The 16213-nt window shown below is 68.8% G+C and carries 8 protein-coding genes and 1 pseudogene; 8 read left to right on the top strand and 1 reads right to left on the bottom strand.

Translation table 11 applies throughout. The features are described from left to right. Window positions 1-8: 8 nt before the first annotated feature. From G3I77_RS03490 to G3I77_RS03475, 4 genes are all read left to right on the top strand, one after another. On the top strand, window positions 9-941 hold the full coding sequence (locus G3I77_RS03490) for a hypothetical protein (RefSeq protein WP_248500979.1): 933 nt from the start codon (window positions 9-11) through the stop codon (window positions 939-941). A 45-nt stretch (window positions 942-986) separates the two neighbouring features. Then, complete coding sequence (locus tag G3I77_RS03485) at window positions 987-2399, top strand: CBS domain-containing protein (RefSeq protein WP_248500978.1); 1413 nt, start codon at window positions 987-989, stop codon at window positions 2397-2399. Between the two features lie 193 nt (window positions 2400-2592). Beyond that, the gene (locus G3I77_RS03480; protein ID WP_248500977.1) at window positions 2593-3018 is read left to right on the top strand and encodes an ATP-binding protein; all 426 of its coding nucleotides are present in this window, start codon (window positions 2593-2595) and stop codon (window positions 3016-3018) included. An 18-nt stretch (window positions 3019-3036) separates the two neighbouring features. After that, entirely contained in the window at window positions 3037-4497 is a 1461-nt protein-coding gene (locus G3I77_RS03475; RefSeq protein ID WP_248500976.1) for a hypothetical protein, read from the top strand. A gap of 36 nt (window positions 4498-4533) precedes the next feature. Here G3I77_RS03475 and G3I77_RS03470 read toward each other — a convergent pair. Continuing rightward, window positions 4534-5574: pseudogene (locus G3I77_RS03470) on the bottom strand (hypothetical protein). A 306-nt stretch (window positions 5575-5880) separates the two neighbouring features. Here G3I77_RS03470 and G3I77_RS03465 point away from each other — a divergent pair. From G3I77_RS03465 to G3I77_RS03450, 4 genes are all read left to right on the top strand, one after another. Beyond that, entirely contained in the window at window positions 5881-12930 is a 7050-nt protein-coding gene (locus tag G3I77_RS03465) for a DEAD/DEAH box helicase (protein ID WP_248500975.1), read from the top strand. After that, entirely contained in the window at window positions 12927-15185 is a 2259-nt protein-coding gene (locus G3I77_RS03460) for a UvrD-helicase domain-containing protein (RefSeq protein ID WP_248500974.1), read from the top strand. Before G3I77_RS03465 ends, G3I77_RS03460 begins: the two co-directional genes overlap by 4 nt. A gap of 278 nt (window positions 15186-15463) precedes the next feature. Beyond that, the gene (locus tag G3I77_RS03455) at window positions 15464-15796 is read left to right on the top strand and encodes a hypothetical protein (RefSeq protein WP_248500973.1); all 333 of its coding nucleotides are present in this window, start codon (window positions 15464-15466) and stop codon (window positions 15794-15796) included. An 85-nt stretch (window positions 15797-15881) separates the two neighbouring features. Further along, window positions 15882-16193 (top strand): pore-forming ESAT-6 family protein, encoded by a 312-nt coding sequence (locus tag G3I77_RS03450; protein ID WP_248500972.1) that lies wholly within the window; start codon window positions 15882-15884, stop codon window positions 16191-16193. Window positions 16194-16213 lie beyond the last annotated feature (20 nt).

The following is a 16213-nucleotide window of genomic DNA, read 5'->3' as shown; positions in this document are numbered from 1 at the left end:
GGTAGGGCGTGCCGCTGCTTGTGTTTCTCAACGAACAGTCCTGCGCGACGAAGTGCGGGCCCGACGAGGTCGCTTCGGGTATGCGCACCTTCGTGGACGTGCTCCGGGAGTTACGGCGCTGGCGGGACATCAGCCTCGCCACGCAGAGCCCGCTCGACCAGGCGGAACTCGCGGACGGCTACTACTACGCACAGTGGCGCAACGACGCCCGCAACAGGGACGAACACCGCTTCATCCAGCGGATGCGCGACCGCTGCACGACCTTCACGGCCGCTCTCCACGACGCTGCGGCGCCAGACCGGGACGACATCTGGCACCGGCACAACGGGGTCGACGTACACGGGCTCGGCGCGGCCCAGATGACGGACGGGCTCGCCGTGAGTCTGCCGCTCGCCCCGGACTGGGACACGGCCTGGCTGGAACTTCGCATCGAGGAACTGTCGGAGGACCCCGAGACCGGGGAGACCGTCGCCGATGAGTACCCGGAGACGATTCGGCATGCCTCCCAGAAGGCGCACCTCCGTGACCACGAGGAATGGGGGCGGCTGGAAGGACTGGACAGCGTCTCCAGCGGAGCTGAACTCTGGGCAGGACATACGGACTTCTTTCCCAACCTCCAGTTCCTCGACCGGGTGCAGGACGATCTGGAGAACCTCGACCCGAAGTGGTTCAAAGGCGCGCGCCGGTTGCTGCGCCAGCTTCAGGCGAGCGCGGAGGCATGGGACCCGGTCACCTCCCCCACCGGCCCGCACTGGGAAGCCCCGAACATCAGACCGGAACACGAAAGCGCCCGCAGAAACCGGTTCTGGGAGGACAAAGACGGCGAGAGCCGTTGCTTCGAGCTCCACGGGAACCTCAACCGCAACGCCGGCCGCATCTACTTCAGGCTCGTTCACGACGAGAAAGCCATCCGCATCGCTCACATCGGGCGCCACCTCTGAAGCAGACACCCACGGCCCGCTTCCACCAGCAAAGGCGCAGGTGACATGACTGATTCCACCGCCGTTCCCGCAGAGACACAGTCCCGCGCCCGCTACCTCCTGGACGGACGGCGGGTGACCCTCTCCGACCTGCTCAGCGCCGGGCTGCTCGTGGAGGGCGAACACCTGACGTTCGTACGGCCCCGGATGGGTGAGACGCACGAGGCCACGGTCACGTCGCGGGGATGGATCCGGCTGGCGGACGGGGAGGAGTTCCGCTCACCGTCCAAGGCGGCCATGGTCGCTGTCGGGTACGGGACGTTCGACGGGTGGGCGGCTTGGCAGGTGGACGACGGCAGATTCCTGATGCAGTTGCGCCAGGAGCTGCTGGACCGGGCCGCCGAGGAAGCCGACCCGACGGAGCCGGAGGAGCAGCAACAGACGTCGCTGTCGCCCAGCGAGCGGCACGCCCAGCTGAAGAAGGCCCGTGACTCGGCTGAGGCAGGAAGTCCGTTCACCCTCTCCGTGCAGGAACTGCTCGGCTGGTGGGGTGCGACAGGCCGAGGCCTTGTCAACGAGCAGATCGAGGCCGAACTCGCCAACCACAGCCTCGTCACCTCGCCCGAATTCGACAAGGTCCCCCTGACCGCCACGATACGCCTGGTCAAAGCCGCGGAAGAAGACACCGAGGACGTCTCCCTGACCGGGCCTCCTGCGCGCACCGCAGTGCCGTCCGGTACGTCCGAAGAACAGGAATCACGCGAGACCGGGCTCACTGTCGGCACCCTGCCGTCCGCCCTCGGCGGCGTCATCAGCGTCAAGCCGACGGCCACCTTCGAGGAGGTCATCACGCTGATGGTGCTCCACGACTTCTCCCAGCTGCCCGTCCTCGCCGGTCCGCACAACCTGCGAGGGTCCGTCTCGTGGAAATCCATAGCCCGCACCCGGCACGCCGATCCCGGCGCCCACCTCTCCCAGGCCATCGTGCACGCGCGGGACGTCCGCTACGACCACGACCTGATCGACGTCCTCCCCACGCTCGCCGAGCACGACTTCGTCCTCGTCAGGGACCAGCGGAACGCCATCGCCGGCATCGTCACCGCCGCCGACGTGGCCCAGGCCTACGGTGATCTGGCCGGACACTTCCTCCTGATCGGGGAGATGGACCGCCGCCTGCGACAGGTCATCGCGAGTGCCTTCACCCTGCCCGAAGTGACGAAACTCTGCGACGCCGAGGGCGAGCGCATCACTTCCTTCGGCGACATGACCGTCGGCGACTACCAGCGCGTACTGGAGAATCCAGGGCTGTGGGAGCAACTCGGCTGGCCGCTCGACCGCAAGGTGTTCATCGCGCGACTCGAAGAGATCCGGAAGATCCGCAACAACGTCATGCACTTCAACAGCAGCGATCCCCTGCCGAAGGCGGACGTGGACAAGATCCGAAACCTCAACAAGTTGCTGAGGGAGTACGGGGAGTAGTTCCAGAACTCACCGCCGCACACCGCCGCCTACAGGTAACACAACGACGCTTACGGCGCCTGGCTGTGTGCGCGTCGGACCTGGGCACATCTGGGTGCGCACCGGCAGCGTAGGTGCCATGAACAGCGAGCACTCAGTCACCTCCACAACATGTGACCCGGCTCAAGTACGCAGCACCACAGATGAGTTCACGATGCGCTTCAGCCCGACTCCTCGGGGCGCCCGCCTCGCCCGCCGCATGGTCGCCGACAGACTCGACGCGTGGGGCCATCCCCACACGTCCACGGCGAACGAGACGCTGACCCTCATCACGGCAGAGCTGGCCGCCAACGCAGTGCGCCACGGTCACGTACCGGGTCGTGACTTCGAGGTGCGGCTCATCGCCACCGGTGAGACGTTGCGTGTGGAGGTCTCCGATACGCGTACGGAGCGAGTTCCTGTGCTGTCCTCGCAGGAGGCTCCCGGCGACGCCGAGTCCGGTCGCGGGCTGATGCTGGTGGCCGCGCTGGCCGACCGGTGGGGCGTCGCGCCACGCGTAACGGCCCCCGGAAAGACGGTGTGGGCGGAGACGGGCTGCCCTCTCACCGGCCGCTCGCCCAACCACGGGATGCAACGATGATTCGCGTACTCTCCGTGCATGGTTTACGTCATAGCGCTCAGCGAGAAGGAACTCGACCGTATTGACATGGACTTACGGTTGAAGCAGTCCTTCACCAAGACTGTCGCCGCCGATGCCTTGCCCAGCGGTTCCGAGCCTCAGATCACTCTGCTCGTCACACGGTCGTCCACAGCCGGGCAGGCATCCCCACTGGTCTGGCTGGGAGTCGTGCGGCAGCCACGCGGAGAGAAGGTGGCCGCAGTCGACTCACGGGTCAACGTGGAACTGCTGCGAGAATGCCCCGTCCCCGTGTCGATGCAGGCCATCGAAGAGAAACTCCCGTTTCACTTCCGCAACGTGGTCGCTGCCGCTTCGGGCAGAGAAGTCACCATCCTGGACGACGCAGTATCCGACGCTCTTCTTTCGGCTATCGCCCAGCACCATGAGAAACTGCACCAACTGCTCGGCTTTCTTGGTGAGGCTGCCGCGCCAGAACGCCTCGATCCGCTGGGGCGGGTTGAGGACGCCTCTTGGCAGGAGCAACTCGAAGCAGCCCGTCTGGCAATGGTAACCGTAGGGATTCCGCCAGCTCGGCTTGCCGCGTGGCGACGCCCGGCCGATCGCCACGCGCCCGTTCTGGCTGGTTTGATCGCCGAACCCTATGAACCGTCGCTACTCGATTACGACATGCATCACTTCTTCGACGGAGACGACGTCTTCCAGTCCATGGGACCGCCGTACGTCGGCGGCTCTGTCGGCTCTACCTTTCGATGCGACATCCAGGTCTTCGAGCACCTCGGCCGCCGTATCGAAATCGCGAATGTCAACGCGTCACCGGTCGAAACTCGCCTCGGAACCGACTTGATTTTCTACCACGAGCCGACGCAGAGCTTCGCGCTGGTGCAGTACAAGCGCCTGCCGCACGAGGCCGGGAACCGCTGGATTCGCGTTGACAAGAAGCTGTTGAGTCAGCTGGACCGACTGGAGCGAGTGGCCGCCCTCAGCCGCCCGGCGGGCCATCCCCACGAGTGGCGCCTAGGCCCTGACCCATGCTTTGTGAAGCTTGCCTACTGGCCGCTGACGGAGACCATCGACCCGGGCCCCTCTCCGGGCATGTACCTGCCGGTACCGTACGTACGGCTGCTGCTGGAAGACGACGTCACACGGGGCCCCAACGGTGGACGGATGCTCGGGTACCCACAGGTCGACCGATATCTGACGAACACCGAGTTCACCACACTCATCAAGAACGGACTGGTGGGGACCGTCGGCACGACGATCGAGCAGCTCGCGGAAATCGGTGCGCAACGGGCCGAGGAAGACAAGATGTCCGTAGTCCTCGCCGTCGAGAGAGCCACCGGCCCACTGCGCGAGACGGTCAAGGAGCGGCACAGACGCAATCACGCTCAGGGGTACGACAAAGCGCTCGCCAACCGCTTGCGCAGGCAGCGACGTCCGACACCACCCATTCCCGGCCAACAGATGTTCCCCGAGACCTGAAATCGGCTCTGGTGGGCTGATAGAAGTCAGCCTCCGTCAATGCCCGAGACTTCGCGTCACGAACGTCATGTGCTGGACGTTTCCCTGCCGGTTCCAAGTGGAGTGGTTCCCTGTGGTCTCGACGCCCCGGACCCGGTCACAGAGCCACTCCTCGCCGGCACTCGCCGCCGCTCCCCGGAAGTCGCTGAGGCCCGTGAGCCACCTGGCGGCCTCCCGGTTGGCCTCGTCGTACTGCCTGCCGTGCGGCACCTTGGACAGGTGGTAGGAACGGGCGGTCGTGTAGCGCAGCACGCCCCAGGGTGGTCCCCCGCTGCGTGAGGGCGGGGGCTGGGTGACGTAGGTGGCCGGATGGATCCCGTAGTCGCCGTAGCGCAGTCAGGACAGGTACTGGCGTTCGCTGTGGCGGATTTCCTGCCAGGTCTCCCAGTCCGTGCGCGGGGCCTCGTACGGGACGCCCTCCCGGAAGTCGTCGGGCGGTTCGGGGAAACCGCCGACCGCGACGGTCACCGTGCGCCAGGAGGTGAGTGGGACCAGGGTGTCCAGCGCGCGCACGGCCTCCTTGGCGGCGTCGGGGCGGTCGGGCAGGACGGTGGCGAGGTCGAGGAACAGGTCGGCGGGGTGGCCCGAGGGCAGCCGGTCGAGCAGCACGGCCACGTCCGTGGCCGTGCGGTCGTTCCAGTCGCCGGGGAGTCGTACGCGGATACCGAGTCCGTCCTCCCGGTGTCGGGCCGCGGCGAGGGCGAGTGACTGCTGGGCGCCGGTGCGCCCGGGTCCGGTGACCGGTCGCAGGTTGCGGTGGTCCCACCACTCGGGGGTCAGGACGTCTGCCAGGACCGCTGCTTCGACGTCGTCTGCGAAGGGCGCGTCCAGCCACCCGGACCCGAGGCGCTGTGCGGCGGCGATGGCACCGGCCTCTTTGGCGACGCGTTCGGCCAATGGTTTCGGCAGCATGCCGGGGCGGGGAGGCAACGTCCACAGCGGGGCGACCTGGCGCTGTACGTCCGGCGCCAGCGCGCGGTAGGCGGCTGCCGCGTGCGGCCGGGTCGGCAGAACGGGAACGTACGGCGGTACGGACATGGCGTTCTCCCTCGGCGCTGCCCGTGTGCGGTGTTTCCTTCGCTTGCCCTCGCTTTCTTTCAGGGTGAAACCACTTGTGAATATCGGAAAGGGCGCCAATCGGCCACGCTCGGTGTCAACACCCGCCATCCGGCGCGGGAGCTCTCTGCGGAGGTCACGGGCCGCAGGTGTGGCCGTCCCCTCACACACTGTCCGACCTGCGCTATACGGTTGATCCGCACCACACGAACCGGCACCACACCGCACCACACGAGGCGACCGCTGCCACGCGAGCGCCCCGGGATCCGCAGACGTAAGGGGAGCGTCGTGAAACCCACTCTGGCCGCCGCGCAGCTGCGGGGCAGTCTGACGCAGTACCTCACGACGACCTACGCGCTGGCCGACGACGACACCCGCCGGGCCCTTGAGCGGTTTCTGGGGGATCCGGAGTCCGGGATCTTCCGGGGTCCGTATCTGCGGATCAGGACGCCGTTCCACAAGGCGGACGACGGGTGGGAGCGGCATCTGGAGTGGCAACCTGGGTTCACGCCGTGGCGGCACCAGGCCAAGGCGTGGCAGCGGCTCAGCACACTGGGCGGCAGGGAAGCCGAGCCGACGCTCGTGACGACCGGCACGGGTTCCGGAAAGACGGAGTCGTTCCTGGTGCCGGTGCTCGACCACTGCCGACGGCAGAAGGCTCTCGGGCGGCGTGGTGTGAAGGCCGTACTGCTGTACCCGATGAACGCGCTCGCCACCGACCAGGCGGGCCGCATCAGCGACTACCTGACCGCACCCGACCTCGCCCAGGTAACGGCGGGTCTGTACATCGGCGACCGGCCGGACACCGACTTCCGGCGGGTCATGACACGGCGCGAGGAGATGCGTGTCTCCCCGCCGGACGTGCTGATCACCAACTACAAGATGCTGGACCTGCTGCTGCAGCGTGGTGAGGACCGGGCACTGTGGGACGGCGCGGACGTCGCGTACGTGGTGCTGGACGAGTTCCACACCTACGACGGCGCGCAGGGCACCGACGTGGCCATGCTGCTGCGCCGGCTGGCGACGGCGGTCGACGCCGCGCGGCCGGACCGACCGCTGGGGCGGATCTGTCCCGTGGCGACCTCCGCGACGCTCGGGGCGGGACGGGCGGGTACGCCGGCCGGGGGCATTCTGGACGTGGCGGCGCAGGTGTTCGGCATGCCGTTCACGGCGGACGCGGTCATCGGCGAGGAAAGACTGACCGCCAAGGAGTTCACCGGCGAGGTCGACTACGCGCTTCCCGAGCCGCCCTCTCCGCAAGAGGTCATCGCGGCGTCGGGCGGCATCGGGGTGGAGGCGAAACCGGATCTGCTGGACCTGGACGGACTCGCCGCCCGCATGCTGGGGCGGCAGGGCCTCGACGCATTCCGTATCGGCCGCCTGCTGAAGCGGCACGACTTCACTCAGGGCGTGCTCGCGCTGCTCGACGGCGAGCCACTGGACGAGTGGGGCCTGCGGGACCGGCTCGCGCGCTTCGGATACGCCTGGGGGCGCACCGCCCGGGAGAATCCGCAGCTGGTGCTACAAGCCCTGGCCCGTTTCGTGGCCTTGCTGTCCGCCGCTCGGGATCCCGACTCCGACGAACGGCGTCCGCGTCCCCTGCTGCACGTGGAGGCTCATCTCTGGGTGCGGCCGGTGACGCGTGTGCTGCGCGGGGTCGGCCGGACACCGGAGTTCCGCTGGTACGAGGACGACCGCGCGCAGGCCAGACGCGCCGCCCTGGCCGCGTCTCCGCCGTCGGACGAGGAGGACGGCCCCTCCGCCGGCAGTGGGTCCTCTGCCGGGGCGAACCGGCCGCAGCCTCTAGCGGGCACGGATACGGCGGTGCGCCCCGCCCAGGTCCATCTGCCCGCCGTCTACTGCCGCGCCTGCGGACGCTCCGGCTGGGCCGCGCTGTCCCCGGAGGCCGATCCGCAGCAGCTCGTCATGGCGCAGGACCGGATCTGGCGAGCGGGTGTCGGCCGGGACAAGCGCCGCATCCGCTACTTCATCTCCGCGACCGAGCCGGAGCGGCGCCAGGCACTGGACGCGCTGGCCGGGCGACTGCCCGCGGGTAGCGGCGTCGATCCCCTCTCCGTGGTGGTACTCGACGGGGCACAGGGCACCTACCGGCTGCCGACGGCGGCAGACGACGGGGACCTGGTGGACGCCTGGTTCGCGCTCGCGCTGCTCGACAAGAAGACCGCCGACAAGGCGGCCAGGGACGACCGCTGCCCGGCGTGCAACACCGACAACAGCATCCGGTTCCTCGGTACGGCGCAGGCGGCACTGGCCTCGGCCACCGTCACCCAGCTCTTCACGGGCGGGGACATCGCGCTGGTACCGGAGGAACGCAAGACACTGCTGTTCAACGACTCCACGCAGGACGCCGCGCACCGCGCCGGATACGTCGCCAACGCCTCGTACAAGTTCTCGCTGAGGTCGCTGCTCGCGCACAACCTCGACGGCTCCGGGACGGCGACCGCGCTCAACGATCTGATCGGCAACGTACTCGACTCGGTGGACGACCCCGAGGCGCTGGCCGCCGTCGTTCCGCCGGATCTGCACGACGAGCCGGGTGTCGACCGGGTGCTGTCGGGGCGCGGCACCGGGGACGCCCGTACCTGGCGGCTGATCGGTGAACGGCTGGCGTTCGCCACGGTCATGGAGTTCGGGCTGCGGTCACGGCTGGGACGCACCCTGGAACTCACGCGGACCGCCGCCGCCGAGGTCGTGGTCGAGAACCCTGAGAGAGTCACCGATCTCGCCCGTGATCTGCACCTCGCGCTGCCGGGACAGATGGTGATGGCGGGTGGCCTCCCCACACCCGAGAGGTATTTCGCCTACGTGCGAGGCCTTCTGGAGCGGCTGCGGCTGCGCGGCGCGATCCGGCATCGGTGGCTAGAGCAGTGGATGCGGGAGGCCGGCGCCGACCGGTTCCTGATCAGCGGGCGGCGGCCCGACGGCATGCCCGCGTTCCCGGAGGGGATCGCCCCACCGCGGTTCCTGTTGGACGGGCAGAAGGACCGGTCCGAGTTCGACGTGGTCACCGGCCGTCTCGGCTGGTTCCAGGACTGGACCCGCCGCTGTCTCGGGCTGGACGCCCCCGGAGCGACCGAGTACCTCCGTCGGCTCCTGCCCGCCCTCGCCGACGAGCATGTGCTCAGCGTGCGGACGGCGAAAGACCGCACCACACGCGTCTACGGTCTTCAGCCCGGCCACATCCAGGTGCGGCTGCTGGACGACTCGATCGTCAACAAGTCGTTCGTGGCGTGCGAGGACTGCGGCTGGCAGCAGGTCGTGCCGCCGGAGCGGCGCACCCGCTGGTACGGCCATCCGTGCCCGCGCTATCGGTGCAAGGGATACCTGACGCCACCGCAACCGGGGATGCACCGCGTGACACCGCCTGAACCGCACAGCGGCAGCGGGGGCGTCACCGGCTCGGGCTTCGGCGCTCTCCAGGAACGCGACTACACGAACGACTACTACCGGCGGCTGTACCTGACCGGCGGCACCTTCCGCGTGGTCACAGCCGAGCACACCGGCATGCTGACCCGTGCGCAGCGTGAGCAGGTCGAGCGGACCTTCCGCGCCGGAACGCACTACACCGACCCCAACGTTCTGTCCTGCACGCCCACGCTGGAACTCGGCATCGACATCGGCGACCTCTCGGCCGTACTCATCGGCTCGCTGCCGAAGGGGCCCGCCAACTATGTGCAGCAGTCGGGCCGCGCGGGACGCAAGACCGGCAACTCGCTGGTCGTCGCCTTCGGCGGACGCCGGGCCCGGGACCTGTACTACCTGGACCAGCCGCGAGAGATGATCGCCGGCGACATCGTTCCACCGGGCTGCTATCTGTCGGCGGTGGAGATCCTGCGCCGCCAGTACACCGCATGGCTGCTGGACCTCGCCGCGCGAGGCGGGCTCAGGACCGCGGACGGCGAGCAGTTGCAGCCGGTGCCCCGGCTCGCCTCCGCTCTCTTCGGCACGACGGGTTGGTGCCAGGACCTCGCGGACGCCGCACAGACACACGGGGCGACCCTCGTCGAGCAGTTCCTGGCCCTGTTCCCCGAAGGCGGATCCCACGTACGAGGCCATGGCGAGTCCGCCGTGCGGGACGGTGACGACGCCGGGGTGTCCACGCACGCCGCCGACGCGCTCCGGGAGTACGCGACCGGCGGCATCGTACGTGCGCTCCAGGAGGCGGAGGAGAACTGGACGGGACGGCGGGAGGAGCTTCGGCGCAGGATCGCCGCGATCGACGAAGCCGTCGACTCACTGGCCCGCACGGACGAGGTCCAGGACCGGGAGCGGCGGGAACTGCTCGCCGAGCGCCGCAGCACCGGCGATCTGCTGCGGGACCTGAGCCGGACCAGCGCGCACGGCACCCTCGTCGAGCTGGGTCTCCTGCCGAACTACAGCCTGGCCGACACCACGACCCAGCTGGAGGCCTCCCTGTACTGGTCCGAGGTCCCCTCGGACACCGACGAGACCACCCAGACGCCCGGCGGAACCGACGCACCGAAAGAACACCGACCCCCCGCCGGTACGCCTCGCATCTACCGCAGCGAGACCCGCGACTACGAGCGCTCCCGCAAGATCGCCCTCACCGAACTCGCCCCGGGCAACAGCTTCTACGTCAACGGCTACAAGCACGTGGTACGCGCCCTCGACATCGGCAGCCCCGAACGCCGCGCCTGGTCGGTGTGGCGACTTTGTCCGTCCTGCGGATACGTGCGCACACGCGACGCCCAGACCGACACCTCGCCCTGTCCGCGCTGCGACGGGCGCGAGATCGCGGACGCGGGCTGTGTCCAGTACGTGCTCCAGCCGCGCCGGGTCGTAGCGCGCGACAAGCGGGACGACGCACGAGTGCGCGACGACCGCGACGAGCGCGCCCGCCGGCAGTACGCGGTCCTCACCACGGTGGACATCGACCCCGCGCACCTGGCAACTGGTTCCTGGCGGCATGACACGGCGACCTTCGGCGTGGACTTCTCCCGCCGAGCTGTCATCAGAACACTGAACCTGGGACTCGACCGGCAGGACGGCAGCTCCACGGTTCCGCTGGCGGGCGAGGACGTCCGGATCAACCCGTTCTACGTCTGCACGAGCTGCGGCGGCGCGACGGCAGACGGCCGACCGGTCGTCGACCAGTCGCAGCACGCGCTGACCGAATCGGGGGCCGCCACCACGAAGGGGAGCCTGCACCATCTGCTGTGGTGTCCCCGGCGGCGCACTCAGGGCTCCGGGCACGGCGAGAGGCAGGGAGTAGGCCAGGACGTACCGCTGCTCCTGGCCCATGAGTTGACCACAGAAGCCGTGCGGATCCTGCTGCCCGCCTCCGTGACACGAGCCCGAGAGCGGCTCGCCTCCTTCACCGCGGCGCTGTTCGCCGGTATCGCGGCGCGCTACGGCGGCGACCCCGACCACATCGAGATCGCCGCCGCCTCGATGCCGGACAGCCCGGAACAACTCGGCTCCGACTTCCCCCGGCGCTTCCTCGTCGTCTACGACCGGCTGCCCGGTGGCACCGGCTACCTGCACCGGCTGGCATCCGCGGCCGGGTTCCGTGAGGTGCTGCTGAAGGCGCGCGAGGTAATCGAGAACTGCCCATGCCAGCAAAAGGAGTTGGACGGCTGCCACCAGTGCCTCCTGCGCAGGGTGCCCCCGTCGGACTACGACCGGGTCTCCCGCCGCGAGGTGCAGTCCATGCTGGACGAACTCCTGGGCGCCGACGGCGAACGCTGGCAGACCTCACCGGTCTCGACGACCCGCCAGATTCCGCTGGAACAGCAGGCGGAGAGTGACCTGGAGGTCATGTTCGTCGACACGCTGGAGGAGTGGGCCAAGCAGCCGGAGTCCCGTGCGGCGGCGGACACGTACACCACCCCGGCGGGCACCCGGGCGCTGGATCTGCGGCTGACGACCGGCGACGGAGCCACGGTGAGCTGGCGGGTCTCGCAGCAGCGCGTCCTCGACGGAACCCGGCCCGACGTGCTCTTCGAGCGGCTCGACGCTCCCGGCCCACGGCTCGCCGTCTATCTGGACGGATACCGGTACCACGCGAGCCCCGAGCACAACCGTCTCGCGGACGACGCGACGAAACGCGCCCGGCTGCGGGCCGACGGGCTGCGGGTGTTCCAACTGACGTACTACGACGTCAAGGAATGGCGGCGCCGCGTCCGCGACACCGGCTATGCCGGAGTCGCCCCCGTCGATCCGGTATGGACGCCGTACGACTCGGCGGCACAGGACCGGGCCCGCTCCTACTACGCCCAGACCCGGGGCGGGCTGCCCGGCGAGTTGTCGGAAACCGTCTGGGTCAACCCGGCCGAACTGCTGCTCGCCTACCTCCGTGCCCCTGACGCGCAGCGGTGGCACCACCGCGCCGAAGCCACCGTGGCCGGCCTCATCGGAACCCCCGGCCTACGGGACGCACCGGTCGGGGCGGAAGCGGTCGGCCGAGCCGTCGAGGCGGCATTGCGCGACGAGGTCGTAAATGAACCGAAGGGGCCTCTGCGCGTCCTCGTGGCGACGGACCGGTCCGGATGCCGACTCGTCCTGGTCGCCGACGTGCGGCACCGGCCGCCGACATGGACGGGGTTGACACTCCTGGACGACAGTGCCCACGCCGTCACGGAGGAGAAGACCCACAAGCGGCGTTGGCAGGCCTGGCTGTACTGGAGCAACGTGCTGCAGTTCCTGGAGCACGGCGGGGGCGACAGCGCACAGCTCACCACCACCCTGCTCGACGGCTTCACCGCCGACGTGCTCACCGTGACCGGCGGACAGGGGTGGCTGTCCTCGACGCGGATCACGCCGGTCGTCAGTGGCGAGCCCCAACGGGAACCGGACAGCCTGCCACCGGTCGCCGTGACCGCCGGACTGCCCGCGGTACCGGCGAGAACAGAGGAGCCACCTTCCGGAACCCGGCCTGCGCGGGAGGGCGCCTGGGACGCGGTACTGGAGTACGTGGACCCCGACGAAGCCGGCCTGGCCGAACTGGCTCACGCACTCGCCGACCTGGGCGTACCCGCGCCTGAGGACGGCTTCGAACTCGACGAACACGGCTGGCAGGCCGAACTCGCCTGGCCCGACGCCCGGCTCGGCGTGGTACTGGCACCGCAGGGGACGCCCGAGGAGCCGGATCACGAGGCACAGGACCGTGACCGTGCCTTCGGCGCCGCCCATTGGGACGTACGTCCGGCAGGCGGGTGGACCGCGGAGGAGATCGCCGGACGCCTCGGCGTCGCTGCCGCGCGGACACCCGACCGCAGTCCTACAGACGCGGGTCGGCCTGACACCGGCACGACGAAGAACGACAAGAACGAGAACGAAGACGGGGAGCTGGCATGACGAGGACCGGGGGCGTGACGCTGCGCCTGCTCGACAAGGCGGACAAAGAGATCCTCCGGCTCCCGCGCACGGTCAAGGGCGCGCTGTTCGACTTCCAGCACAAGTTCAAGGAGAACCCTCGGACCCCGGGGCTCAAGCTCAAGCAGCTCAAGGGCGACAGCCGCATCTGGTCCGCTCGGATCAACGACGAGTACCGCGCCCTCCTGCTCAAACTGGCCGAGGACGACTGGCTCATCGTCTCGGTCAAGCACCGCAAGGAGGTCTACGACCGGCTGGCGTACGGAATCAACACCGTCACCGGCGGGATCGAGTACGTCGACCTTCAGGTGGTGGAGGACAGCGTGCTGCGGCGCATCCCGCCGCAACAGCCGTCGACCGCCACTCCGGCCGTCCCAGCACCGCCCGCTGAAGCCCGACCGCTCGCTCCCGAGCCGCTGTTCGCCGCCTGGACCGACGGGCAGCTGATGGAACTGGGCGTGGCCGAGCCCCTGGTTCCGGTCATCCGCTCCCTCACCACCGATGAGCAGCTCCTCGGCCTGATCGAGTACGCTCCGCAGCTCACCGGCGAGGTCCTGCTCGCGCTCTATGACGGAAAGCCGTTCGAAGAGGTACGGGACGAGGTCACCGCCCCCGTCGCCGCTCCGGAGCCCGTCGACACCGAGGACTTCCAGACGGCCGCCGAACGGCCGGCCACCGTTGTCACCACCTCCGACGACGCGCTGCGCGAGGCACTGGAGGCAGGAGACTTCGGCCGCTGGAAGGTCTTCCTCCACCCTGCTCAGTCCAAGTTGGTGGAGCGCCGCTACTCCGGACCCGCACGGGTCGGCGGCGGCCCAGGCACCGGGAAGACCATCGTCGCCCTGCACCGTGTCCGCCACCTCGTTTCCCAGCTGCCGCCCGGTCACAACAAGCCGGTGCTGCTGACCACCTACAACAAGAATCTCGCTGCCGACCTGCGCTCCCGCCTTCTGGAACTGGGCGGTGAGCAACTACTGTCGCGCGTGGAGGTAAGCCACGTCGACCAGCTCGCGCTACGCGTGGTGAGGGAAGCCGAGCCCGGCAGCCGCAAGCAGACCATCGACGACAGCCAGGCCGTACGGGAATGGCGGGCGATGCTCGACGAACTCGGCGAGAGCGACTGGGACGCGGAGTTCCTGCACGACGAGTGGACGCAGGTGATCCTCGGGCAGGCAGTCGGCACCCGCACCGACTACTTCCGGGCTCGCCGGGCCGGACGCGGCAAGAACATCGGCCGGGCGGACAGGGCCGCCATCTGGCAGCTCGCTGAACGCTTCACGCAGCGTCTGGACCGGCTCGGGCGCCAGACGTGGGATCAGGTCGCCGAACGGGCCGCCCGTCTGGAGATAGGGCGCGAGCAGCGCATCCGCGCCATCGAACGGCAGCGGGAGGAAGCGAGCGGCCTGGACAACATCCACCTCCAGGACGGCTCAGGCGGCTGGCTCCGCTACCGGTACCGGCACATCGTGGTCGACGAGGCTCAGGACCTGCGCCCCGCCCACTGGAAGATGTTGCGCGCCATGACGGCCCGTGACTCGGATGACCTGTTCCTCGTGGGCGACACCCACCAGCGCATCTACAAGAACCAGGTGACGCTAGGCAGCCTCGGTATCAACATCCGGGGCCGGTCCGCGAAGCTCAGCCTCAGCTACCGCACCACACGGCAGATCCTGCGCTCCGCGCTGGAGGTGCTGGGCGAGGAGACCTACGACGACCTCGACGGGAACTCGGAGACCCTCGCCGGATATCGTTCCGTGCTCAGCGGCAGCGCACCCGGCATGCACCCGTGCACGGACTGGCAGACGGAACGCGAGGCGATCGCCGCGCACATCCTGTCCTGGGACGCCCACCCGGACGAACGGATCGCCCACGAGCAGATCGCCATCTGCGTTCCCACTAATCTGATGGCGAGTGAGCTGGGGAGCACGCTCGGGGAACACGGCATCCGGGCCCTGGAGATCGGTGCCGACGGCGCGCGGGGCGAGCCCGGAGTTCACATCGGGACCATGTTCCGGTTCAAGGGGTTGGAGTACCAGCGCATGATCATCGCCGGGGTCAGCGACGGTCTGGTCCCCCGCCAGCAGGTCAACCAATTGCGTCAGGTGGACCCAGCCCGGTACCGGAGGGAGCTCCAGCGAGCGCGATCCCTGCTGTTCGTGGCGGTGACCCGGGCACGCGACAGCCTCGACATCTTCTGGCACGGCACCCCGAGCCCGTTCCTGCGCCGTCTGCCGTGAGCGGGACGCAGGAGCAGCGTATCTGCCCCTTCACAGGCAACGCAGGTAGCGACAGACGAGTCGGGCTGTCCGCCGAGGTCCTTTCCCCGGGGCTCCTCACGGAGCCCCGGGCGACGGCCATCCACGCACGAGATCACGCCACTTCGGCCTCTTCTGCGTTGCGCGTGCAACGCAAGGTACGGAAGGATGTTCGACGAACTGTGAGTCACGCGTGACGTGTGAGTAAGCTGCAGTGATCGCGCATCGTTACTGCGCAACACGCTTACGGGGGTAGGGGTATGAAGTTCGACATGGGATCGACGACCCTGTCGGAGCTCGGGAAGAGCACCGTCGGTTCGTCCGAGGACCTGGGCACGCTGATCACGTGGCTGATCCAGGCGGCGGAGCCGCTGGAGGGGAAGTTCAACGGGGCGGGCAAGGCCGCGTTCGACAGGTTCAAGTTGCATGCCGACGAGACCACGGATGCGCTGAACAGTTCGCTGGGGGCAATCCTGGGCGGTCAGTCCGGGATGGACACCGCGTTCGGGACCGGTGACGTGGAGTTGGAAGACAACGCCCATCAGAACATGGGTGCCGCCAACTTCGACGCGGCTCGCTTCGGCGCACGGTAGCCACGGAAGCGCGCAGGCGCCCGTCGGCCGTCGTCCGTCGGCCATAGCCACCTTCACCGTCACCGTTTTCAAGGGGGAACTGACCATGGGGCAGAACCAGGACCGCCGTTCGTACGACACCGGCGCATCCGGCGAGGTCCAGATCAGCCTGCACGCCGTCATCGGGCAGTTGGAGCGCGTCCTGGCCGACCGCGACCGCGCGGTGAAGGCCGCGATGGCCGACTTCACCGCGGACGGCGTCGCCGACGAGTACCACGGCAAGGAGAATCGCTGGCACCGCGCCGCCGGTGAGGTCCGCGAGATCATCCGGCTGGTGCGCACGACGATGGAGCAGAACGACGGGACCGCGCAGACGACCCTGGCCAAGGCACGGGCGGCCGTCGACAACATCGGCTGACACGGAACGCGGAGCGCTAG

The sequence above is a fragment of the Streptomyces sp. D2-8 genome (genome assembly GCF_023184515.1).
In the GTDB taxonomy this organism is placed as follows: domain Bacteria; phylum Actinomycetota; class Actinomycetes; order Streptomycetales; family Streptomycetaceae; genus Streptomyces.
The sequence above is the reverse complement of the archived record's forward strand: the minus strand, read 5'-3'. Positions and strand labels throughout refer to the sequence as shown.

Excerpts from the sequence above, each read along its gene's own strand:
- G3I77_RS03485 (WP_248500978.1), top strand. The coding sequence starts at position 987 with ATGACTGATTCCACCGCCGTTCCCGCAGAGACACAGTCCCGCGCCCGC.
- G3I77_RS03480 (WP_248500977.1), top strand. The coding sequence starts at position 2,593 with ATGCGCTTCAGCCCGACTCCTCGGGGCGCCCGCCTCGCCCGCCGCATG.
- G3I77_RS03475 (WP_248500976.1), top strand. The coding sequence starts at position 3,037 with ATGGTTTACGTCATAGCGCTCAGCGAGAAGGAACTCGACCGTATTGAC.
- G3I77_RS03460 (WP_248500974.1), top strand. The coding sequence starts at position 12,927 with ATGACGAGGACCGGGGGCGTGACGCTGCGCCTGCTCGACAAGGCGGAC.
- G3I77_RS03455 (WP_248500973.1), top strand. The coding sequence starts at position 15,464 with ATGAAGTTCGACATGGGATCGACGACCCTGTCGGAGCTCGGGAAGAGC.
- G3I77_RS03450 (WP_248500972.1), top strand. The coding sequence starts at position 15,882 with ATGGGGCAGAACCAGGACCGCCGTTCGTACGACACCGGCGCATCCGGC.